General features: G+C 70.9%; 24 protein-coding genes. 8 read left to right on the top strand and 16 right to left on the bottom strand.

Going from position 1 to position 20,953, the window contains the following annotated elements:
• Positions 1 to 12: 12 nt before the first annotated feature.
• Positions 13 to 423: a nuclear transport factor 2 family protein gene (locus ACGFZK_RS20485; RefSeq protein WP_393850279.1), complete on the bottom strand. Its 411-nt coding sequence runs from the start codon at positions 421 to 423 to the stop codon at positions 13 to 15.
• 97 nt (positions 424 to 520) lie between these two features.
• Between ACGFZK_RS20485 and ACGFZK_RS20480 the strand changes: the two genes are divergently transcribed.
• From ACGFZK_RS20480 to ACGFZK_RS20470, 3 genes are all read left to right on the top strand, one after another.
• Complete coding sequence (locus tag ACGFZK_RS20480; RefSeq protein ID WP_393850278.1) at positions 521 to 1,048, top strand: TetR/AcrR family transcriptional regulator; 528 nt, start codon at positions 521 to 523, stop codon at positions 1,046 to 1,048.
• 94 nt (positions 1,049 to 1,142) lie between these two features.
• Positions 1,143 to 1,616, top strand: coding sequence for a carboxymuconolactone decarboxylase family protein (locus ACGFZK_RS20475; RefSeq protein ID WP_393850277.1), 474 nt, complete (start codon positions 1,143 to 1,145; stop codon positions 1,614 to 1,616).
• Between the two features lie 123 nt (positions 1,617 to 1,739).
• Positions 1,740 to 2,069, top strand: coding sequence for an SCO4225 family membrane protein (locus tag ACGFZK_RS20470; protein ID WP_393850276.1), 330 nt, complete (start codon positions 1,740 to 1,742; stop codon positions 2,067 to 2,069).
• 11 nt (positions 2,070 to 2,080) lie between these two features.
• Here the strand turns inward: ACGFZK_RS20470 and ACGFZK_RS20465 are convergent, their stop codons facing one another.
• The 13 genes from ACGFZK_RS20465 to ACGFZK_RS20405 all read right to left on the bottom strand — a co-directional run bounded on the left by ACGFZK_RS20465 (position 2,081) and on the right by ACGFZK_RS20405 (position 11,869).
• Complete coding sequence (locus ACGFZK_RS20465; protein WP_393850275.1) at positions 2,081 to 2,716, bottom strand: OmpA family protein; 636 nt, start codon at positions 2,714 to 2,716, stop codon at positions 2,081 to 2,083.
• A 4-nt stretch (positions 2,717 to 2,720) separates the two neighbouring features.
• The gene (locus ACGFZK_RS20460) at positions 2,721 to 3,302 is read right to left on the bottom strand and encodes a hypothetical protein (protein WP_393850274.1); all 582 of its coding nucleotides are present in this window, start codon (positions 3,300 to 3,302) and stop codon (positions 2,721 to 2,723) included.
• A 27-nt stretch (positions 3,303 to 3,329) separates the two neighbouring features.
• The gene (locus tag ACGFZK_RS20455) at positions 3,330 to 3,956 is read right to left on the bottom strand and encodes a pilus assembly protein TadG-related protein (RefSeq protein WP_393850273.1); all 627 of its coding nucleotides are present in this window, start codon (positions 3,954 to 3,956) and stop codon (positions 3,330 to 3,332) included.
• Positions 3,953 to 4,153, bottom strand: a complete 201-nt coding sequence (locus ACGFZK_RS20450) for a hypothetical protein (RefSeq protein ID WP_081522566.1) — start codon at positions 4,151 to 4,153, stop codon at positions 3,953 to 3,955. Before ACGFZK_RS20450 ends, ACGFZK_RS20455 begins: the two co-directional genes overlap by 4 nt.
• 110 nt (positions 4,154 to 4,263) lie before the next feature.
• Positions 4,264 to 4,950, bottom strand: a complete 687-nt coding sequence (locus ACGFZK_RS20445; RefSeq protein WP_393850272.1) for a response regulator — start codon at positions 4,948 to 4,950, stop codon at positions 4,264 to 4,266.
• A 3-nt stretch (positions 4,951 to 4,953) separates the two neighbouring features.
• Positions 4,954 to 5,844, bottom strand: a complete 891-nt coding sequence (locus tag ACGFZK_RS20440) for a DUF5936 domain-containing protein (RefSeq protein WP_393850314.1) — start codon at positions 5,842 to 5,844, stop codon at positions 4,954 to 4,956.
• A gap of 19 nt (positions 5,845 to 5,863) precedes the next feature.
• Positions 5,864 to 6,802: a type II secretion system F family protein gene (locus tag ACGFZK_RS20435; protein ID WP_393850271.1), complete on the bottom strand. Its 939-nt coding sequence runs from the start codon at positions 6,800 to 6,802 to the stop codon at positions 5,864 to 5,866.
• Complete coding sequence (locus tag ACGFZK_RS20430) at positions 6,799 to 8,142, bottom strand: CpaF family protein (RefSeq protein ID WP_393850270.1); 1,344 nt, start codon at positions 8,140 to 8,142, stop codon at positions 6,799 to 6,801. Before ACGFZK_RS20430 ends, ACGFZK_RS20435 begins: the two co-directional genes overlap by 4 nt.
• Positions 8,139 to 8,519: a TadE/TadG family type IV pilus assembly protein gene (locus tag ACGFZK_RS20425; protein WP_393850269.1), complete on the bottom strand. Its 381-nt coding sequence runs from the start codon at positions 8,517 to 8,519 to the stop codon at positions 8,139 to 8,141. The genes ACGFZK_RS20430 and ACGFZK_RS20425 overlap by 4 nt, the downstream gene beginning before the upstream one ends.
• Before the next feature lies 1 nt (position 8,520).
• Positions 8,521 to 8,883 (bottom strand): TadE/TadG family type IV pilus assembly protein, encoded by a 363-nt coding sequence (locus tag ACGFZK_RS20420; RefSeq protein WP_393850268.1) that lies wholly within the window; start codon positions 8,881 to 8,883, stop codon positions 8,521 to 8,523.
• A 3-nt stretch (positions 8,884 to 8,886) separates the two neighbouring features.
• Positions 8,887 to 10,164: a CpaE family protein gene (locus tag ACGFZK_RS20415; protein WP_393850267.1), complete on the bottom strand. Its 1,278-nt coding sequence runs from the start codon at positions 10,162 to 10,164 to the stop codon at positions 8,887 to 8,889.
• Between the two features lie 7 nt (positions 10,165 to 10,171).
• Entirely contained in the window at positions 10,172 to 10,873 is a 702-nt protein-coding gene (gene cpaB, locus ACGFZK_RS20410) for a Flp pilus assembly protein CpaB (RefSeq protein WP_393850266.1), read from the bottom strand.
• A gap of 48 nt (positions 10,874 to 10,921) precedes the next feature.
• A complete protein-coding gene (locus ACGFZK_RS20405; protein WP_393850265.1) occupies positions 10,922 to 11,869 on the bottom strand; it encodes a hypothetical protein in 948 nt (315 codons plus the stop codon).
• A gap of 392 nt (positions 11,870 to 12,261) precedes the next feature.
• Between ACGFZK_RS20405 and ACGFZK_RS20400 the strand changes: the two genes are divergently transcribed.
• Both ACGFZK_RS20400 and ACGFZK_RS20395 read left to right on the top strand, forming a co-directional pair.
• Positions 12,262 to 13,965: a chitinase gene (locus ACGFZK_RS20400; RefSeq protein ID WP_393850264.1), complete on the top strand. Its 1,704-nt coding sequence runs from the start codon at positions 12,262 to 12,264 to the stop codon at positions 13,963 to 13,965.
• 125 nt (positions 13,966 to 14,090) lie between these two features.
• Positions 14,091 to 15,428 carry a M14 family metallopeptidase gene (locus tag ACGFZK_RS20395; RefSeq protein ID WP_393850263.1) on the top strand — a complete coding sequence of 446 codons (1,338 nt, stop codon included), beginning with the start codon at positions 14,091 to 14,093 and terminating at the stop codon, positions 15,426 to 15,428.
• A gap of 103 nt (positions 15,429 to 15,531) precedes the next feature.
• On the opposite strand, the gene ACGFZK_RS20390 is transcribed toward ACGFZK_RS20395, so the two are convergent.
• Positions 15,532 to 15,942: a RidA family protein gene (locus tag ACGFZK_RS20390; RefSeq protein ID WP_393850313.1), complete on the bottom strand. Its 411-nt coding sequence runs from the start codon at positions 15,940 to 15,942 to the stop codon at positions 15,532 to 15,534.
• Positions 15,943 to 15,998: 56 nt separating this feature from the next.
• Positions 15,999 to 16,751, bottom strand: coding sequence for an IclR family transcriptional regulator (locus ACGFZK_RS20385; RefSeq protein ID WP_393850262.1), 753 nt, complete (start codon positions 16,749 to 16,751; stop codon positions 15,999 to 16,001).
• Positions 16,752 to 16,956: 205 nt separating this feature from the next.
• On the opposite strand from ACGFZK_RS20385, the gene ACGFZK_RS20380 reads away from it, so the two are divergent.
• The 3 genes from ACGFZK_RS20380 to ACGFZK_RS20370 are packed head-to-tail and all read left to right on the top strand — an operon-like array spanning position 16,957 to position 20,883.
• Entirely contained in the window at positions 16,957 to 18,249 is a 1,293-nt protein-coding gene (locus ACGFZK_RS20380; protein ID WP_393850261.1) for an alanine racemase, read from the top strand.
• 10 nt (positions 18,250 to 18,259) lie between these two features.
• Positions 18,260 to 19,840 carry an amidohydrolase family protein gene (locus ACGFZK_RS20375; RefSeq protein WP_393850260.1) on the top strand — a complete coding sequence of 527 codons (1,581 nt, stop codon included), beginning with the start codon at positions 18,260 to 18,262 and terminating at the stop codon, positions 19,838 to 19,840.
• Positions 19,841 to 19,863: 23 nt separating this feature from the next.
• Positions 19,864 to 20,883, top strand: coding sequence for a YdcF family protein (locus ACGFZK_RS20370; protein ID WP_393850259.1), 1,020 nt, complete (start codon positions 19,864 to 19,866; stop codon positions 20,881 to 20,883).
• The last annotated feature ends 70 nt before the right edge of the window (positions 20,884 to 20,953 follow it).

Below are 20,953 nucleotides of genomic sequence, written 5' to 3'. Positions count from 1 at the left end.
GGCTGAGCCCGGTCAGACGAGGCGGCGGTCCCCGGCGGCGATCGGGACGTCGTTGATGCTGGCCTCGCGGCGGCGCATCAGGCCGTCGTCGGCGAACTCCCACTGCTCGTTGCCGTGGCTGCGCCACCACTGGCCGCTCGCGTCGTGCCACTCGTACTCGAAGCGGACGGAGATGCGGTTGCCGGTGAACGCCCACAGCTCCTTGCGCAGCCGGTAGTCGAGCTCCCGCTCCCACTTGCCGGCGAGGAACGCACGGATCTCGGCGCGGCCGGTGAGGAAGCGGTCGCGGTTGCGCCACACCGAGTCCTCCGTGTACGCGAGGGCGACGCGCTCGGGGTCACGGCTGTTCCAGGCGTCCTCGGCGGCCTGGACCTTGACGCGGGCGGACTCCTCGGTGAAGGGGGGCAGGGGCGGACGTGTCACGGCGGATCCTCCGAAGCGAAGACGGGCGAGAACGATCGTTCTCGACGGTACGAGAACGAACGTTCTCACCGCAAGGGAAACGGGCTACCCTGCCCTCATGGACGACGAAGAGGCACGGACCCGACTGCTGGACGCAGCGGAGGAGCTGTTCTACCGGCACGGCATCCAGGCCGTCGGCATGGACCGCATCCGCGCCGCCTCCGGGGTCCCCCTCAAGCGTCTGTACCGGCTCTTCCCGGCGAAGGAATCCCTGGTCACGGCCTACCTGGAACGCCGCGACCGGCGGTGGCTGGACTCCCTGCGCACCGCGGCCCGCGCCCCGGCGGAGCCACGGGCGCGGGTGCTCGCGGTCTTCGACTGGCTGGCGGAGTGGTTCACCGAGCCCGACTTCCGGGGCTGCGCGTTCCTCAACGCGTACGGGGAACTGGGCGCGGCGGCGCCGGAGATCGTCCGCGTCCACAAGGCGGAGCTCCACGCCCTGCTGGCCGGCCTGACCGCCGACCCCGCCCTCGCCGACCGGCTCCTGATCCTGACCGAGGGGGCGACGACGGTGGCGTCCCTCGCCCCCGGCCCGGAGCCGGCCCACCGGGCCCGGGAGATCGCGGAGCTCCTCCTGGTCGAGTGATGCAGGTCACATCCGATCGCGCCGTGAGGCTGTCACATCCGGGCCGCGTTCTCGGTCAGAGCTGTGTAACCGTTCGCACGGCAAGGAGATCACGATGGAAGCGCGTCTCAACCTCTACGGCAACGCGGTCGCGACCAAGTTCGGCCGGTACATCAACTCCGCGGGCAAGGTCATCTCGGAATCGACCCTGCCGCACGCCACGCAGGAGCTGGTGAAGCTCCGGGCCAGCCAGATCAACGGCTGCGGATTCTGCACCGACATGCACTTCAAGGACGCCTCGCACGCCGGGGAGGACCCGGTGCGGCTCAACCTGGTCGCGGCCTGGCGCGAGGCGAAGGTGTTCACCGACGCCGAGCGGGCGGCCCTGGAACTGACCGAGCAGGGCACCCGTATCGCCGACGCGGCCGGCGGCATCACGGACGAGGCCTGGGCCGAGGCCGCCAAGTACCACGACGAGGACCAGCTGGCCGCACTGGTCTCCCTCATCGCGCTGATCAACACGTACAACCGCATGAACGTGATCGTCCAGCAGCCGGCGGGCGACTACCAGCCGGGCCAGTTCGGTTGATCCCGCACGGGTCCGGCCCCGATCGGGGCCGGACCGCGGGCACCGGTCTGGGTACGCGTACTCACGACAGGACCCCGGATCCTCCCGACCATGGAGGCGGTCCGCACGGCCCGGGGAGAACCGATGACCGCTCGCACGCTCGTCCGCCTGACCTTCGCGAACCCCGCTTCGGCGATCTACCTCGGCCTCGTCGGCGCCGCCGTGGCCTACGCGACGGCCGTCACGCTGCTCGCCCCGGATCCCGGGTTCGTATGGGTGCTGCCCGCCTTGTGCGCGTTCCCGCTGTTCCTCGTCGTGGCCTTGATCGAAGGAACGGTCCGCGGGGAAGGCCAGCCCGACACGTGGCTCTTCATCACCGAGCTCGCCCTGTGCGTACTGGCCCAGTCGCTCGTCCTCGGAACGATCGTGGAGGCCTCCCGCGGCCGCCTCCGGCGACGGCCGCGGGCGAGCTGACCGACCGGCACCTAACCGGCGCTGCGGGGGAAGGTGATCTCGACCCGGCGGTTCTTCTTGCGGCCCTCTTCGGTGCCGTTGTCGGCGATCGGGTAGTCCTCGCTGTACCCGCGGACGTCGAAGACGACGCTCGGATTGGTCACGGTCTTGACCAGCTCGGCCTGCACGGCATCGGCCCTCTTCTTGGAGAGCTCCTTGCCGTGCTCGTAGCTCCCCTGGTCGTCGGTGAACCCGAAGACCCGGATACGGGTGGCCTTCTGCTGGTTGATCTCCTGCGCGATGGCCTGGATCCGGGCGGCGGCCTGAGCGGTGAAGACCGCACTGTCCTCGGGGAACAACACCTCGGACTGCAGCGCCATCATGACGGTCTGATTGGTCTCCTGCCGCCGCTGCTCCCCACCGAGGTCTTCGACGACCTCTGCGATGTCGAGAACCTTGACGGGAGCGAGGGTTCCGCCCTGGGGGATCTTCAGCCCGGGGGCATTGGAATCGATGGGCACGGGAGCCGAGGCGGAGGGCTCGGTGCCGGGGGGTGCTGACGGCTTGACGTCGTCGGCATGGGCGACCGCCGCACCGGCTGATTGAACGCCGGCAATGACGAGCCCGACAACGGCTGTGGCGGCGAGGACGCGGTGGCGTTTGGTCATGGGGTCACCCGGAGAGTTTGACGGTCGCCGTGGCGAAGGTGGGGAGGCTGAGGTCCACCTCAACGGTGCTGGTCGGCGGAGCGGGGAACTGCGCGAAGAACGGCATGGTCTGCCCGGCTTCGATGATGTTCAGCCCAGTCGTGCACAGACACCGGCCATCAGTGTCCCGGAGCACGTAGTACCTCTTCTTGCCGACCTTGTCGACCAGGGTCACGCCGGCTACGGATACTCCACTGGAGTTCAGCTCGTTGCCGCGCCACGGCGCGGTGTTCACGTATGCGGCACTGCCGGTGTTCTTCAACTGCCCTTCGACGGTCAGGAATCCTCCGGCGTCCCGGGCAGCCTTGTTGATCGTCAGCACCATGCCCGCCTCGCCGTTCACCGTGGCGATGACCTGAGTCGGCGGGGCATCCGCGCTCTTCACCGCTCCGGACGGGGAGGCCTCGCCGTCGCCCGGCTTCGCCGACGTCGACGCAGCGGGCTTGTCTGACTTCCCCTCGCCCCCACACCCGGTCAGGGCAAGGGACAGGACCGCCACCATCCCCACAGCCGCCTTCCCGTGGGCCGCGCGCCGCCGAACACTCATGTACTTGGCTTCCTTGTCTCTCGGTCGTCAGTCGATCAGGCGTATGTCGAACAGAACCGCAGCCAGCGAACGCCACGCGCGCGGTTGGGCAGGGTCGTAGTCCACGACGACCCCTTTGTCGCAGGAGAACTTGATGGGCCCGGGCGGCTCCGGTGTCGGCGCCGAGCCGCCGCCGCTTCCCGACCCCCCGGGTTTGACGTGGCAGCGAGGAACGATCTCCGCTGTCGCGTCCGCTTCGCCGCGCTTTCCACTCGTTCCAGGGACAACAGAGTCCCCCACCGTTCCGTTCGTCATCGACTGGACGCTGAACCGGGTGCCCAACCAGCTACACGTCGCCGTCGCGTCATTCATGGCGGCGAAGTCCTGCGCCGCCGCACAAGCGCTGCCCGAAGTGCCGAACCGATTGCCCAGCAGGACCTGCTCCCAGCCCTCCGGCGAGAGGGTGGCGAGGTCGACGCCGGGTGCCAGGGTGTCTCTGGCCTCGCGCGCCGCCGCGAGCGCGGCGGCGTCCGCAGCGCCCTGCGCATTGCTGCGGACGACCGCCGCCTTGCCGATGGTGAAGTACGCCAGAGCGGCGAAGAGGAGACCCGCCACGAGCACGACGTAAATGGGGAAGGCCTGACCGCGGTCACCGCCGAATCGGCGCCACGTCACTTTCCTGCCGTGATACTCGCGACGGCAGCAGTGATCTTGGTTGTGATGGCCTGGCCGATGCCCGTACCGATGATCGCACCGATGATCACGACGACCACCAGAATGATCCCCAGGTACTCGAATGCCGTCTGGCCTCGATCCCTCGCACCCTTGCCCTCGTACCGCTTGCGCATCCTCGCCACGGTGTTCTGCAACATGGGGGTTCCCTCCCGGGCCGGTACCGCTGTCGATCTGCGGACGGTACGGCGAGTCACCAGTCGTAACCAAGGGTCCCGGGGCCCAATTACGGACCCACTGCGCACTCTGTCTACCCATGACCGGTCACTCCTGGACGGGCGGTTCCCAGCCAGCGGGCTATCGCCTCGCTGCGCGTGGCGCTCCGGAGCTTCGCGAAGATGCGGTTGATGTGGTTCTTGACCGTCTTCTCGCTGATGAAGCAGGCGGCTGCGATCTGCTGATTATTCATCCCGGACGCGATCAGATCCATGATCTCCACCTCCCGGGAACTCAGCCCGAAGACAACAGAGTTGTGCATCCGCTCTGAAGACTGTGCCACAACTCGTTGCGGATGCGAAGAGGACCGAACCTCTGCGAGGAGCGCGCTCGCCGCCGTCGGGGTGAAGTGGGGGCGGCCCAGCGGGGCGTCGCGTACCGCCCGGAGTAGATCGTCCGTCGTGAACTCGCCGTGCACGAGGTAACCGCCCGCGCCCAACAGCAGTGCCTCACAGACGATTTCGGCTTCCTTGCTGTACGTCAGCATCAGCACGGGGGCCATCTGCACCAGGTGCGGCAGCGCCGAGATCCCGTCCACCCCCGGCATCCTGACGTCCAGCAGGATCACGTCCGGAGCGTGCCGGCGGGTCAGGCTCAGCGCCTCGCGGCCGTCCGCCGCCTGCGCTATGACGTCGAGGTCCTCGGCCGCGAACAGGATGGCCGCCAGGCCCGCCCTGATGACCGGGTTGCCGTCGGCGATGAGCACGCTCAGTCTCGCCATGGCTCAGCCACCCCCGAACAGCGCGCCGAAGTCGACGTTCGCGCCGTAGACGAAGCCGCAGACCAGCAGGATCAGCGTGCCCGGCAGCATGAACATGGTCACCGCGAACGTCGCCTTCGGGACGGCCCGGGCCGCGCGACGGCGGGCGTTCTGGGCGTCCGTGCGGCGCATGTCCTCGGCGATCGCGATCAGGGTGTCGACGATCGGGGAGCCGAGTTCCTCGCCCTGCTGGAGGGCCGTGACGAACTGCGCGACCTGTTCGCTGTCGTTGCGGCGGCGCAGCTCGTCGAAGGCCTGGCGGCGGCTGACGCCCATGTCCATCTGCTGGAGCGTGATGCGGATCTCGTCCGCCCACGGGCCCTCGTACTTGTCCGCCACCCGGCCCAGCGCCTGCCGGAAGCCCAGCCCCGCGCTCACCACGACGGCGAGTACGTCGAGGAAGTCGGGCAGGGTCCGCTCGATGTGGTCGCGGCGGATCCGGATGGCCGACCACAGGCCGACCTCGATCCAGAACAGGCCGAAGGCCACCATGAGCAGGGCGGCGACCAGCTGGCCGTTGATCAGCATGGAGAAGGCGCCCGCAGCGCCCAGGGCCCCGTACACCGCCCGCCGGGCCGCGTACCGGTCGATCGTCAGGCCGGCCGGGTTGCCCGCCATGTCGATCTGGCGGCGCTTGCGGGCGACCCTGGCCGGGCCCATCGCGCCGAGTACCATCGGCGCCCAGCGGATGCCCATGCGGTCGACGAGGGAGCCGACCGCCGTCGTACGGGTGGCCCCCACCTCCAGCGCGAGCGCGAGGTCGCTCGGCAGTTTCACGTCCGCGCGGTAGAGGCGGATGCCGTGGAAGGCCCCGAAGACCGACAGGGCCACGGTGAGTGCGAGAAGAAGTCCGATCATCGTCCCGTCCGCCCCCTCACACGTCGATCTTCGAGAGGCGCCGGATGAGGAGGAAGCCCAGAGAGAAGAGGCCGAGGGCGACGAGGACCGCCGTCTGTCCGAGGAACGCACCCGTCATCCGGTCCAGCGCGCCCGGCATCATCATGTCGACCAGCAGCAGCGAGCCGAGTCCGATGGACGGTACGAGGTAGGCCGTCACCGTCACCTGGGACAGCTGGGTACGGATCTCGCGCCGGGTCTCCTTGCGCTGCTCCAGCGTCACCGTCAGGTTGCGCAGGCTGTCCACGATCGCGCCGCCCGCGCGGGCCGACAGGACCAGGGTGGAGACCAGGACCACGAGTTCACGGGACGGGAGGCGTTCGGTGAGCTCCCCCAGGGACTCCTCGATGGAGTGGCCGACGGCGAGGCGGTCGGCCACGCGCCCGAGTTCCTCGCCCGCCGGAGCCTCCAGCTCCTCGGCCGCGATTCCGATGGCCGTACGCAGGGCCAGTCCGGCCTGGGTGGCGTTGGCGAGGATGCGAGCGAGGTCGGGCAGTTGGTTGATGAACCGTTCCGTACGCCGCGCCCGCTGCCAGTTGAGGAAGGCGTTCGCCGCCCAGATGCCGATCGCACCCGCCACCGGTCCGAAGAAGGGCGCGAGGAGGGAGGACGCGATGAGCCAGACGCCCGCGATCGAACCCAGCATGTAGACGAAGAACTCGCCCGGTGTGAGGTCCAGGCCGGTCGTCGCGAGCTTCAGCTCGATGCGGCGGCCGAGCTTCGTCTTGCGCAGCCGTCGGTCGACATTCCGGAAGCGGCGCCGCCGACCCAGGGGCTCCGGCATGCCGCTCGCCGAGAGCCGATCGATCAGCGCGGCGCGCTGGGCGCGCCCGGCGAGGTACGCCTGGAGGCCGGCGATGACGAACACGCAGCTCAGCAGCGTGGTGCCGAGGGTGGCGAGGATCAGTGGGTTCACAGGGCGGTCCGGGTGATGCGGGCGGTGAGGGGGTCTTCCGGCGCGACGCCGAAGGCCTGCGGGATGGGCTGGTTGTTCATGTAGAGGCGTTCCGCGATCCGGCGGGGCAGCGGGTAGTACTCGAAATAGCCGTGCACGCGGCCGTCGGCTCCCATGGGCTGGGCGCCGAAGCGGCACACCGTGGTGATCCGGAAGGGTTCGCGGCCGTGCGATTCCAGGATGGAGATCTCCGTGATGCGGCGTGATCCGTCGCCGAACCGGGTCAGCTGGACGATGACGTTCACGGCACTGTTGATCTGGTCCTGCAGGGCTTCGAAGGGGATCTCGACCTCCGACATCGAGGCGAGCGTCTGCAGGCGCATCAGGGCGTCCGAAGTGCTGTTGGCGTGGACGGTGGCCAGGGAGCCGTCGTGGCCGGTGGACATCGCCTGGAGCATGTCGAGGGTCTCGCCGCCACGGACCTCGCCGACGATGATGCGGTCGGGGCGCATGCGCAGGGAGTTGCGTACGAGGTCGCGGATGGTGATCTGGCCCTTGCCCTCCACGTTCGGCGGACGGGATTCGAGGCGGATCACGTGGGCCTGCTGGAGCTGGAGTTCGGCCGAGTCCTCGATGGTGATGATGCGTTCGCCCTCCGGGATCAGGCCGGAGAGGGCGTTGAGGAGCGTGGTCTTGCCGGTGCCGGTGGCCCCGGAGACGATCAGGTTCATCTTCGCCGCGACCAGCCCCGACAGCAGGAGCAGCATCTGCTCGTCGAGCGAGCCGAGGGCGATCATCTCGTGCAGGGTGAAGGCGCGCGGGAAGCGCCGGATGGTGAGGGTGGCGCCGGTCAGGGAAAGCGGCGGGATGATGACGTTGACGCGCTCCCCGCTGGGCAGGCGGGCGTCGACCATCGGATTCGCTTCGTCCACACGCCGGTTGACGGTGGAGACGATGCGCTCGATGGTCTGCATCAGCTGCTCGTGCGAGGCGAAGCGGAGCGGGAGCTGCTCGACGCGTCCGGAACGCTCCACGAAGATCTGGTCGGGGCCGTTGACCATGATCTCGGAGATGGAGGCGTCCTCGAGGAGTGGTTCGAGGACGCCGAGCCCGAGGGCCTCGTCGACGACGCGGCGGATCAGCTGCGCGCGCTCGACCGTGGAGAGGACGGGACCTTCGCGGCTGATGATGTGGCCGAGTACGCGCTCCAGGCGCGCCCGGCGCTCGGCGGGTGCGAGCGCGGACATCTCGGCGAGGTCGATCTCCTCCAGCAGTTTGGCGCGGTAGGAGGAGACCAGCCGGCCGTCCTCGCGCGGACTGTGGTGGTCGCCGGGGGTGTTGACCCGGGAACGCAGGCTCATGGACGGAGGCCCTTCGGGTCGTCGTTGGGCATGACGGCAGTGGCCGACGCCTTGTGCGCGTCGAGGCCGGGCACGATCGAGTTGGCGGTGAGGGTGACGGTGACACGGACCGCGTCGGACGACGTGGCCCAGTCGAATGTGGCGCTTTCCGCCAGTCCGCCGCTGATGGCGGCACGTCCTGCTGCCTCTCCGCCCTTGCCGTTGCGGGCTTCCACGCGCGCGGCGGTACGCGCCGCCGTGTCCGCCTGTTCCTCGGCGTATGCGACCCAGCCCAGCTGGATCCCACACAGCGCGACGAGCAGCAGGATCGGCACGAAGCCGATGTATTCGATGGCCACTTGGCCTCGATCGGAGCGCCACTTCCGCTTCCGGTTCATGTCACTCCTTTTCCATCGCCGCGCCGCCCGTGCCGGTGATCCGGCCGAAGTTGAGCCCGGGGTACAGGACAGGGATCCTGAGCGTCACGGTCGCCTTGTAGATGTCGCCCGAACGGCGGCACTCCACTCCCATGCCCCAGACGTCCGCGATGTGCTCCGCCGCCGCCTCCCGGCACGAGCCTCCCACCGCCCCCGCCCGCGCCGCCTCGTCCGCCGCGTTGCCCGCCAGCGAGAAGGCGTAGCCGATCAGGACGCACTCCCACACCGCCGCCACCAGCAGCAGGATCAGCGGCACCGTGCCCACGAACTCGATCGCCACCTGGCCCCGGTCCCCGGCCCCGCGCCCGGGTCTGCGGGCGGGCATGCGTCAGCCCTCCCGGCCGCGGCGCAGGCGGGCGACCGGGCCCGATGCGCGGACCGCCAACGAGGCGCCCGGGGTGGTGGTCGCGCCCGGGGTGGCGGGGTCCGGGGTCGACAGGAGGCCCAGTTCGCCCGCCAGCGTCCACAGCGCCTGCTTGACCGTCGAGCGGTTGTCGAGGTCCTGGACGCGGCCCGCGTCCACCACCGCCTGGAGTTCCTTGAAGGCGGCCGGGACCGGGGTGCGGGTGGCGCGGGTTTTGGTGATCTTCTCGATCAGGGCGGGCTGGATCTCCGTGTGCTTGCTCCAGCGGTTGACGACCATCGCGGTGTCCTCCGCCTTGCGCACCTGGAGCCGTTCCCACATCCGGACCATCCGCTTCGCCGCCCGCACCGCGACCACGTCCGGGGTGGTGACCAGCACCGCCACGTCCGCCATCTCCACGGCCGCCGCGTTGGCTCCGGTGACCTGGGTGCCGCAGTCGACGACGACGAGCTCGTAGCGGCTGCGCAGGGCTCCGACGATGTGCCGGGCGGCCCGGTCGTCGACCTCCTCGCCCCGCTCCCCGTCCGCCGGGGCGAGCAGCAGCGCGAGGCCCGAGGCGTCGTCGTAGACCGCGTCCTGGAGGACCCTGGGGGAGATGTCCTGGATCCCGGCGAGGTCCGCGACCGAGCGCCGGAACTGCACGTCGAGGTACGAGCCCACGTCGCCCGCCTGGAGGTCCAGGTCGACCAGGGCGGTACGCCGCCCCGAGGCGGCCGCGGCCAGCGCGAACTGCACGGCGGTGAAGGTGGTCCCCACGCCGCCCTTGGCTCCGGTGACGGTGACCACCCGGCCGCCGGGGCCCGTGAAGACATCGGCGGCGGCGCCCTTGCCGAGGTGGCGGCGTACGCCCACGGACCACTGGGCGGCGGCCTGGACGCGGGCGGCGAGTTCCTCGTAGGAGAGCGGGAGGCCGATCAGGCCGCGCGCGCCCGAGTCCATGGCGGCGGAGAACAGCCCGGGGCCGGCGTCCGAGGAGACCAGGACCACGCCCACCGCCGGGAAGCGCAGGGCGACTTCCCGGATGAGCTCCAGGGCGGGCACCGGGCCGATCCGCTCGTGGACGAGGACGACCTCGGGCAGTTCGTCGATGGACTCGGTGGCCAGCCGGGCGAGGGTGTCCAGCAGCGTGGTCGCGTCGGGGACGGGGGCGGCCGGCTCTGCGGCCGGGAGCTGGCTCAGCAGCGTCACGATGGCGCGCGCGGCGTCCGGGTCGCCGACCGCGGGGAGGATTCGGGTGGTCATCCGGGCCTCACCTGTCCCCGTCGAGGGTGTACGTACGGTCGCCCGGGGCGGGCGCCGAGTCGGTGCCGGGGGCCACCAGGGCCAGGCGTACGTGCTCCGCGAACGACTCGGCGTACGCGACGCGCTGGGTGTCCTTGGTGCTGAGGGCGAAGGTGATCGGGACGGCCTCGGCGGGGCCCTTGCGGTCGCTGTCCTTGTCCAGGGCGGTGAGCTTGCCGACGCCCAGGACGCGGGCGTTCGCGACGATGATCACCGACTTCGAGGGGTCGGTGTCCTTGGCGCCCTTGAAGGTGGCGAGGATGTTGACCTTGGCGCCGGAGGTGATCTTTCCGGCCACGCCCGTGGCCGCGTCGATCATGATGGCGATCTCCTGCTCACCGGGCTGCAGCTGCGGCCGGTCGACGAACATGTCCGCCTGGAGCAGCGAGCCCTTCTTCAGGGTGGTGAGCGCGATCTTGTCCTTGACCGCCCCGAGGTCGGTGACGGCGGTGTCGGACAGCCACCGCTCGGGGATCCTGACCTCCTCGAACTGGCCGGCCGCCAGGGGGCTGTACGGGGCTATGTCGCCCTTGGCCCGGTAGGCGACGACCTCGGCGCCGACCTTGGAGTTGACGTCGCCGATCACCACGAGGACCCCGGCGAAGGCCCCCAGTGCGCACAGGACCGACAGGAGCAGCAGGATGACGCCGCGGCGCTGGCGTGAGTTCATGGGCCTTACCTACCTCGCCGTTCTTCGTTCATTCGTGCGTTCGAGTGATCAGGGTCTGGAACGGGCCGTACTCGCGGGCGGCGGCGCGGTAAGCGGTGCGGTGAGCGGCGCGGTGAGGGGCGCGGTGAGGGGCGCCGCGCAGAAGCCGCAGCGGTCGCCGATGAGTTCGAGGCCGCACCAGCGGCACTCCTCCCGGCGGACCGAGGCGACCAACTGGTAGAGCACGGACAGGTCCGGGATGCCGGCGGCGAACTCGACGAGTTTCCCGGTGCCCCACCAGCCCGGGGATGCGGCGGGCAGCGGGTTCTCCATCACGCCCTGGACCTGCCAGGCGGGGGCCAGTTCGGCCGTGACCCAGTCCGAGGTGAGCTGGCCGCGGGCGAAGGTGAGGTGCGTGGCGAACTCGGGGCCGGCCGGCAGCACGGCACCGCGGTGGCCGTGAGCGCCCTGGGCGCGGCCGCCTCCGCCGGCGCCCCCGCCCAGTTTCGCCAGGTGCGGTTTCGGGTGGGCCAGTACGGCGAACTGCGCGCTCGGTGACCAGGACCTGGCGTGCGCCCCCAGTCCGACGGGGACCCGGACCCGGTCGAGCTTGGCGACCGAGCCCAGCAGGGCGCCCGCGTAGATGTAGTGGGACAGCAGCCGGGCCGCGGAGGCGATGATGCCGGGGCTGAAGTCGCAGACGCTGAGCTGGCGCAGCTGACGCACCAGCAGGGCGGTGCCCAGCGGCGGCAGATCGATGCCGAGGAGCGCGATCCGGTCGGTTTCCAGGATGGCCCGTACGGTGTGCAGCCGCTGGACGGTGGAGCGCGGCAGCCACGGCGGTACGAGGGCCACGAGGTGGCCGTGCCGCTCCAGCAGGGCGCCCGTCTCGGCGAGCGCGGCCTCCAGGTCGAGCTGCTCGGGCGGGTGCAGTAACGCCGCCCCGGGCGTGTGCCGGTCAGGGGCCGGAAGTACCAGATCGGCGCTGGTGACAGCGATGGCGGTCGGCACGCTCATTCCCCCGTTCCCCCACGTTCACCCCGTACGCCGCGAGCGCGCGACCCGACGGCGTGCGACTCGGCGGCGTGCGACTCGACGCGGATGTTTCACGACCGCGCCCGCACCGCGCGACCGCATCCGATCGACCCGCTCCCCCTTGCTCCAGCACCATATCCGCGTCGCCCCTGGCAGGGCAGGGCCTTGAAGATTCCCGCACTCCCGGCCCAGGTCACAGGGGGCGGAAACCCGGACAACAGGGATCGCATAGCGGGCCATTTCAAGCCACATCGCGAAGACTCTTGACACGGGGATTGGTCTGGACCAACTTGGCAGCGCACGCCTTGAGTCGGACCCACCCCACCCGGTCCCTCTCTTCCCCACACCCTCTCCCTCCCCCCACCGGAGCCCACGTGAACCGCATACGCTCCCTCGCCCTCCCCATCGCCGTCACCCTGACCGCCGGCGCCCTGTCCGCCCTCGCCGCCGGTACCGCACAGGCCGCGGACGTGAACGTCGCCCGCAACGGCGGCTTCGAGTCGGGTCTCGCCAACTGGTCCTGCACCGGCGGAACGGGCGCTTCCGTCTCCTCCCCCGTCTTTGCCGGATCCGGCGCCCTGAAGGCCACCCCGTCGGGCCAGGACAATGCCCGCTGCAGCCAGACCGTCACGGTCAAGCCGAACTCGACGTACACGCTGAGCACGCAGGTCCAGGGCAGTTACGTGTACCTCGGCGCGACCGGGACCGGCACCCAGGACGTCTCCACCTGGACGCCCGGGTCCGGGGCCGGCTGGCAGAAGCTCTCCACCACCTTCACCACCGGCCCCAGCACCACCCAGGTCACCGTCTACACCCACGGCTGGTACGGCCAGCCGGGCTACGTCGTCGACGAGTTCAGCGTCTTCGGCCCGGACGGCGGAGGCGGCACCGACCCCGGCCCGTCCGTGCCCGGGGCACCGGCCGGGGCGGCCGTTTCCGGCCAGAGCGCGAGCGCCCTCACCCTTTCGTGGAACGCGGTCAGCGCGGCCACCGGCTACCACGTGTATCAGGACGGGGTGCGCGTCAAGACCGTGACCGGCGGCGCCGCCTCCACCCAGATCACCGGGCTCGCGGCCTCGACCTCGTACTCCTTCCAGGTGAGCGCCTACAACGCGGCGGGCGAGGGACCGAAGTCCGCGCCCGTCACCGGCACCACCACCGGCACCGGCCCGGGTCCCGGCCCCGGCCCGGGGGTCCCCAAGCACGCCCTGACCGGCTACTGGCAGAACTTCGACAACGGCGCGACCGTCCAGAAGATCTCCGACGTCTCCGCGCAGTACGACATCATCGCCGTCTCCTTCGCCGACGCCACCACCACGCCCGGCGCCATCACCTTCAACCTCGACTCGGCCGGCCTCGGCGGCTACACGGTCACCCAGTTCAAGGCCGACATCGCCGCGAAGAAGGCGGCCGGCAAGTCGGTCATCCTCTCCGTCGGCGGTGAGAAGGGGACCATCTCGGTCAACGACTCGACCTCCGCGAACAACCTCGCGAACTCCGCGTACGCCCTGATGCAGGAGTACGGGTTCACCGGCATCGACATCGACCTGGAGAACGGCCTGAACCCCACCTACATGACGCAGGCGCTGCGCTCGCTGTCGGCGAAGGCGGGCTCCTCGCTCGTCATCACCATGGCCCCGCAGACGATCGACATGCAGTCCACCCAAGGCGGGTACTTCAAGACGGCACTGAACATCAAGGACATACTCACCGTCGTCAACATGCAGTACTACAACAGCGGCTCGATGAACGGCTGCGACGGCAAGGTCTACTCCCAGGGCTCGGTGGACTTCCTCACCGCGCTCGCCTGCATCCAGCTGGAGGGCGGCCTCGACCCCTCGCAGGTGGGCATCGGCGTCCCGGCCTCCCCGAGCGGAGCGGGCAGCGGCTACGTGTCCCCGGCCGTCGTCAACAGCGCCCTGGACTGCCTGACCCGGGGCACGAGCTGCGGCTCCTTCAAGCCGTCGAAGACCTATCCGGGGCTGCGCGGTGCGATGACCTGGTCGACCAACTGGGACGCCAGGGCGGGTAGTGCTTGGTCGAACTCGGTGGGTCCCAAGGTCCACGGGCTCCCTTAGGCGGTACGTGTGGGGGTGGCCGGATCGGTACGGCCGGCACAGCGTGTCCTTGACCGGGACATGCCACGAGAGCACGCTGTGCGCGTCCGCACGGCTACCCCCACACTCCCGACCCAGGAGAACGCATGCGGCTCCATACCCGCCGAAGGGCCGCCCTCACGGCGGCCCTGCTGGCGCTCGCGCTGGGCGCACCCGCCTACGGCATGAGCGCGACGGCTTCCCCTCCGCCCACCCCCTCCACCGCCACCCAGGACGAGGCGATCGTCCAGTACCGGATCCACGGCCCCTCCACCGCCACCGACCGCACCGCCCTGCTCCGTACGGGCGTCTCGATCGACGAGGTGGACGACCACACGGTCGTGGTCAGCGCCGACACCATGCAGGCCAAGAGGCTCAAGGAGCTCGGCTACCGGCTGACCGCCCTGCCCGGACCCCCGGACCGCTCCGTGCCCGGCATCGCGGCGAGCCCGATGGACTTCCCCTCGGCGGACTCGAAGTACCACAACTACGCCGAGGCGACGGCGGAGATCAACCAGCTCGTCGCGCAGTACCCCTCGATCACGAGCAAGCGGGTGATCGGAAAGTCGTACCAGGGCCGGGACCTCTTCGCCATCAAGATCAGCGACAACGTCGCGACGGACGAGGCCGAGCCCGAGGTGCTCTTCACCGCCCACCAGCACGCGCGCGAGCACCTGACCGTCGAGATGGCCCTGTACCTGCTCAAGGAGTTCGCCTCCAAGTACGGCAGCGACTCCCGCATCACGAACGCGGTCAACGGCCGCGAGATCTGGATCGTCCCGGACCTCAACCCGGACGGCGGCGAGTACGACATCGCCACCGGCTCCTACCGCTCCTGGCGCAAGAACCGGCAGCCGAACTCCGGATCCTCCTACGTCGGCACGGACGAGAACCGCAACTGGAACTACAAGTTCGGCTGCTGCGGCGGCTCCAGCAGCAGCAAGAGCTCCGAGACCTACCGGGGTGCGGCCGGCGAGTCGGCGCCCGAGGTGAAGGTGGTGGCGGACTTCGTCCGCAGCCGCGTGATCGGCGGCAAGCAGCAGATCAAGGCCGCCATCGACTTCCACACCTACAGCGAGCTCGTCCTGTGGCCCTTCGGCTACACCTACAACGACACCGCCCCGGGCCTGACCGCCGACGACCTCGCCGTCTACAAGAAGATCGGCACCAGCATGGCGGCGAGCAACGGCTACACGCCGGAGCAGTCGAGCGACCTGTACATCACGGACGGCACGATCGACGACTGGCTGTGGGGCAACCAGAAGATCTTCTCCTACACCTTCGAGATGTACCCGGAGAGCGGCGGCGGCGGCTTCTACCCGCCGGACGAGGTGATCGACCGCGAGACCGCGCGCAACAAGGACGCGGTGCTCCAGCTGCTGGAGAACGCGGACTGCATGTACCGCTCGATCGGCAAGGAAGCCCAGTACTGCGCAGCGCCGTGACCGTGTGCACCCCGTGCACCCCGTGCACCGCGACCACCGCGTGAAAGGGGGCGCCCCTCCGCCAGGGGGGCGCCCCGCCCGCATGCCCGGCCGTGGGCCCGGCTCAGCCGAGGACGGCGAGCGCGTCGACCTCGACGAGCAGCCCGGCCGGCAGGCCCACGTACACGGTGGTGCGGGCGGCGGGCGCCTCCCCCAGGCCCTGCTCCTCGAAGTAGGCGTTGTAGATGTCGTTCATCTCGGCGAAGTGCCCGGTGTCCGTGAGGTAGACGCGGATCATCATCACGTCGTCCCAGCTCGCGCCGCCCGCCTCCAGGACGGAGCGGACGTTCTCCAGGGTCTGGAGGGTCTGCTCGCGCAGCGTCGGACCGGCGGGGGTGGGCGGCCGGCCTTCGACGTGCGGGAGGAAGCCGACCTGCCCGGCGACCTGGAGGATGTTCCCCTTGCGCACGCCGTGCGAGAACCTGGCGGGCGGGGTGGTGTGGGTCTCGGGGGTGATGGCGATCTTCCCGGTCACGTTCTTCCCGGTCACGTTCTGGTCGGTCACGTTCTGCTCGGTCACGTTCTGCTCGCTCACGTGCTCTCCTGTGCTCCTGAGTAGTCCTGGCTGATGGCTCCGGCGGTACGCAGCACCTGCGGCAGCAGTTCGAGCAGCCCCTCGGCGGCGAGGACCACACCGGGCGCGGACACCGACAGCGCGGCGACGACCCTCCCGTCCGGCCCGTGCACGGGCGCCCCGAGGCAGTTGACGGACTCCTCGTGGCCGCCGAAGTCGGTGGCCCAGCCCTGCTCCCGTACGAGGTCCAGTTCGCGCAGGAAGGCCGCCGCGTCCGGGGTGGAGCGGGCGGTGTAGCGGGGGTAGTCGATCCGGTCGGCGAGGTCCCGGCGCTCGGCCTCGGGCAGGTCGGCGAGGAGCAGCTTGGCCACGGCGGCGACCGTCAGGGCCACGGGCCTGCCGATGCGGGAGTACATGCGGACCGGATAGCGGCTGTCGACCTTGTCGACGTACACGACCTCGCCGTCCTGGTGGAGGGCCAGGTGAACGGTGTGCCCGGTGGCCCTGTTGAGCTCCACGAGGTGGGGGTGCGCAATCTCCCGGACGTCCAGGTTCTCGATGGCCTCGGCGGCGAGCGCGAAGAGCTGCGCGCCGAGGCGGTAGCGGCCGTCGCCCTGGCGGTAGACGAAGCCGTGCTCGTGCAGGGTGCGCAGCAGCCGCAGCGCGGTGCTCTTGTGCACGCCGAGCGCCTCGGCGACCGCCCCGAGGCCGGCGGGGCCGCGCGCGAGCAGCGGCAGCACCGCGAGTGCCCGTTCCACGGACTGGCTCATCCTCGTCCTCTCGTACGGTCACTGCACCACCGGCTCGGCCGGCGCACCGGGTTCCGCCCGGACCCGCGCCTCGAACGCCGGCGGGGCTGAAGATGCAGCGGCGGCGCATAGGACAACGTTGACCCGTCGTCACCCGGGATGTTAGACAGCATGCAGCGGCACACGCAACGACCGTTGCACACCACGCAACCCCGGAGGCACCCGCATGGCCAGCGCCAGCGACCCCGTCAAGGACCTCGCCGACGAGCCGGTCGACCACCGGTTCAAGGGCCTCCCCCCGGACGCCCAGGCGTCCGGCCTCACCGTCGGGCAGCTCGCCGCCGAGCGGCGGGACCTGCACACCGGAGGCTTCACCACCCCCGTCCTGACCCTCGACGCCGAGGCGCTGGAGCACAACCTCACCGCGCTGGGCGCCTACGCCGCCCGCCACGACCTGGCCTTCGCCCCGCACGGCAAGACCTGCATGTCCCCCCAGCTCTTCCGCCGCCAGCTGGAGCACGGCGCGTGGGGCATCACCGCCGCCGTCCCCCACCAGGCCCGCGTCTACCGCGCCTTCGGCATCCAGCGGATCTTCCTCGCCAACGAGCTCGTCGACCCCGCCGCCCTGCGCTGGGTCGCCGACGAGCTCGCCGCCGACCCCGGCTTCCGCTTCGTCTGCTACGTCGACTCCGTGCGCGGGGTCGAGCTCATGGACCGCGCCCTCCGGGGCCGGACCCCGGCCGCCCGCATCGACGTCGTCGTCGAGCTCGGCGCCGGCGAGGGCGCCCGTACCGGGGCCCGTACCGACGAGGACTGCCGCGCCGTCGCCGACGCCGTCGCCGCGGCCGCCTCCCTGCGCCTCGTGGGCCTGGGCGGCTACGAGGCCGAGGTCCCGGGCGCCGACCCCGGCTCCGTCCACGCGTACCTGAGCCGGCTCACCGGCCTCGCCGTCGAGTTCGACAAGGCCGGCCGGTTCGCCGCGGACCTCGACGAGATCGTCGTCAGCGCCGGCGGCTCCGCCTGGTTCGACGCGGTGGCCGACGTGTTCGCCGAGCTGCCGGAGCTCTCCCGCCCCGTCCTCAAGCTGCTCCGCTCCGGCGCGTACGTCTCCCACGACCACGGCTGGTACACCCGCCTGACCCCCTTCAACCGGCACCCCGAAGAGGGCGGGCTGCGCCCGGCGTTCCGGCTGTGGACCCAGGTCGTCTCCCGCCCCTCCCCCACCCAGGCCTTCGTCAACGCGGGCAAGCGCGACATCGCCTACGACCTGGGCCTGCCCGAGGCCGAACTGGTCCGTGACGCCCTCACCAGCGAGGAGCGCCCCGCCACCGGCGTCCGCGTGGTCAAACTGTCCGACCAGCACGCCTGGCTGGAGACCGACTCGGCCGAGGACGTGCAGGTCGGCGACTGGGTGGCCCTCGGCATGTCCCACCCCTGCACGATCTTCGAGAAGTGGCCGCTGATCCCGGTCGTGGAGGCGGACGGCACCGTCACCGACTACGTCCGCACCTTCTTCTAGGCGCCGGCCGGTGGACCTGGTCATCCGGGGGGCCCGCGTCGTCGACGGCACGGGCGGGCCCTCGTACACCGCCGACATCGGCGTCCACGAGGGCCGGATCGCCGAGATCGGCAGGCTGTCCGGAGGCCGCGAGAACCTCGACGCGCACGGCCTCGCCCTCGCCCCGGGCTTCGTCGACATGCACGCCCACAGCGACCTCGCCCTGCTCCGCGACCCGGACCACAGCGCCAAGGCCGCTCAGGGCGTGACCCTCGAAGTCCTGGGCCAGGACGGCCTGTCGTACGCGCCCGTCGACGAGCGCACGCTGGGCGAGGTACGGGCCGCCATCGCCGGCTGGAACGGCCCCGGCGACGACGTCGACTTCGACTGGCGCACGGTCGGCGGGTACCTCGACCGGCTGGACCGCGGCTTCGACGGCGAGGGCATCGCGGTCAACGCCGCCTACCTGGTCCCCCAGGGCACGGTCCGCGCGTACGCCCTCGGCTGGGAGGACCGCCCGGCGACCGAGGCCGAGCTGGACCGGATGCGCCGGCTCGTCGCCGACGGCCTGGCCCAGGGCGCCGTCGGCCTGTCCTCCGGCCTCACCTACACCCCCGGCATGTACGCCACCGGCGCCGAACTGACCGAGCTGTGCCGGGTCGTGGCCCGCTTCGGCGGCTACTACTGCCCGCACCACCGCAGTTACGGCCACGGCGCGCTGGCCGCCTACGCGGAGATGGTCGCCCTCACCCGGGAGGCCGGCTGCGCCCTGCACCTCGCACACGCCACGATGAACTTCGGCGAGAACCGGGGCCGTGCCCCCGAGTTGCTCGCCCTGCTCGACGCGGCCCTGGCCGGAGGCGCCGACATCACCCTCGACAGCTACCCGTACACCCCCGGCTGCACCACCCTCGTCGCGCTCCTCCCCGGCTGGGCGAACGAGGGCGGGCCCGGGGCGGTCCTGGCCCGGCTGCGCGACGACACCCAGGCCGAGCAGATCCGCCGCGCCCTGGAGGTCGAGGGCGCCGACGGCTGCCACGGGGTGCCCGTCGACTGGTCGACGATCGAGATCTCGGGCACCGCCGACCCCGCCTACGGCTCGTACGTCGGCACGCGCGTCGACGGCTGGGAGACCGCCCGCCGGCTCCTGCTGGGCGACCGGCTCGCGCCGACGATCCTGCAGCACGTCGGCCACGAGGAGAACGTCCGGGCGATCATGCGCCACCGGGTCCACACCGGCGGCTCCGACGGCATCCTCCAGGGCGCGAAACCGCACCCGCGCGCCTACGGCACCTTCCCCCACTACCTCGGCCACTACGTCCGCGAACTCGGCCTGCTCTCCCTGGAGGAGTGCGTCGCGCACCTGGCCGGCCGCCCCGCGGCGCGCCTACGGCTGCCCGACCGGGGCCTGGTCCGGGTGGGCCACCGCGCCGACCTCGTCCTGTTCGACCCGGACACGGTCGCGGCCGGGTCCACGTACGAGCGGCCGCGCGCGCTGCCGACCGGCATCCCGCACGTCCTGATCGACGGGCGCTTCGTCATGCGCGACGGGCGCCGGACGGACGTGCTGGCCGGGCGCTCGGTGCGCCGAACCGCCCACGATCTTCGGTAAATCAGACATCTACGATGGTCGCCATGGTCGCCTTCGCCCTTGCCGCCCTGCTTTTCCTCGCGTTCTGCATCAGCGCCCGGCAGGACCGGCGACGCTTCCTCAACGCCGTGCTGTTCGGACTGACCGTCGTCGCCGCCTCCTTCGCCGTCCTCCTCCAGGTGGGGAAACTGCCGGGCTGGGCGTCCGTCGCCGTCCTCGTCCTCGTCTTCGCCTCGCCCGCGTTCGCCACCCTGGGACTGGGCGTCTTCCTCATCGCCAACGGCGTGACCATGATCCGCAAGGAGGGCGGCCGCCCGGCCAACCTGCTGACGATGCTCGCGGGACTGGGCGTCTTCGCGATGATCGCGATGCTGCTGCTCGTGGGCATTTCCGGCTCCCCCCTCCTGGGCGGCATCGCGGCGACGATCACCCTGGTCGCCGGCTACGTCTCCTTCGTCTTCCTCTGCTTCCTCGGCTACGCCTTCCTCTACGGGCGGATCAAGGTCCGCGGCGACGTCGACCACGTGGTCATGCTGGGCTCGGGCCTGGTCGGCGGGGACCAGGTGCCGCCGCTGCTGGCCTCGCGCCTGCGCAAGGGGCAGCAGATCTACGCGGCCCAGCTGGCCCGCGGCGGCCGCCCGCCGGTGCTGCTCACCTCGGGCGGCAAGGGCTCGGACGAGAAGGTCGCCGAGGCGCGGGCGATGGCGGACTGGCTGATCGGGCAGGGCGTGCCGGCGGAGCACATCGCCGTGGAGGACCGGTCCACCACGACCGAGGAGAACATGCGCTTCAGCCGGGACATCATGACGGCGCACGACCCGGCCTACCGGTGCGTGGTGGTCACCAACAACTTCCATGCCTTCCGGTCGGCGATGCTGGCCCGCAAGACCGGGGTCAACGGGCAGGTGCTGGGCTCGCCCACCGCGAAGTACTACTGGCCGAGCGCCACCATCCGCGAGTTCATCGCGGTCTTCTGGGAGCACAAGGCCCTGAACCTGTGGATCTGCGGCGTGCTGACCGCCCTCGGCGCGCTCGGCACGCTGCTGGCCGTGACCAACGCCTGAGCCCTGCGCACGCGGAGGTGCCGTGACTCCCCCCTTGGCAGTCACGGCACCGGTCCGCGCGTTCACGCGC

Source organism: Streptomyces sp. NPDC048257 (genome assembly GCF_043201855.1).
Classification (GTDB): Bacteria; Actinomycetota; Actinomycetes; order Streptomycetales; family Streptomycetaceae; genus Streptomyces.
This window is presented reverse-complemented; position numbering and strand designations above follow the sequence as displayed.